At 61.5% G+C, this 597-nt stretch carries 1 protein-coding gene and 1 pseudogene; one reads left to right on the forward strand and one right to left on the reverse strand.

Annotated features, from left to right (window positions below; genetic code table 11):
• On the reverse strand, positions 1-154 hold a 154-nt coding region (locus E4Q23_RS23200; protein WP_248595664.1), incomplete at its 3' end, for a CopG family antitoxin.
• Between the two features lie 261 nt (positions 155-415).
• Here E4Q23_RS23200 and E4Q23_RS24440 point away from each other — a divergent pair.
• A pseudogene (locus tag E4Q23_RS24440) lies at positions 416-597 on the forward strand (type II toxin-antitoxin system RelE/ParE family toxin); the annotation flags it as partial.

The raw sequence follows: 597 nt of genomic DNA on the forward strand, positions 1-597 counted from the left end.
ATTCCGACAACCGCATGGTGATGCTGCGATCCTTCGGCTGAAACTCGAAGCGCATCGGGGTCATGCGGGACAGGTCGTAATCGGTCAGGTCTGCCGTCGCGACAAAGTCTTCCGCCGCCTTATCGGTCGGCAGTCTTGGCAATTTCTTTTTCATGGCGTTCAACCGCCTTCGTCAAGGCAAATAGTGGCCTTGGCTGAGTACGGTCACCATCCGCAAAACGGCCCGCCAGGCGCGTCCGCGCGGGCTTGGCTACCCCATGGGGTTAGGCCAAGACAGAAAACCCGTCAGCGACCCGCTCTCGTCGTTCTACGGGGCATCCACGAGCACGGGGTGCTCCACGATTCCCCTTTCCTCTACTCAATGCCTGGCCGTCCGGGGGGCTGAGCGTTACGCTGCCTGGCGGCGGCGTCGGCAAACTTCGGCGACCACAAATTTTGCCGTGACGGCGTGTGGGAGCTGCGGATCGACGCCGGGCTGGGCTATCGCGTGTATTACGCGTAAGCGGGTCAAACGTTGGTGTTGGTGCTGCTGCTCTGCAGCTGCACCAAGCGCAGCCAAAGTTCTGACATCGAGAGGGCGGCAGAGTACTGGCCGAC

It is taken from the genome of Candidatus Accumulibacter phosphatis (assembly GCF_012939955.1).
Classification (GTDB): domain Bacteria; phylum Pseudomonadota; class Gammaproteobacteria; order Burkholderiales; family Rhodocyclaceae; genus Accumulibacter; species Accumulibacter delftensis.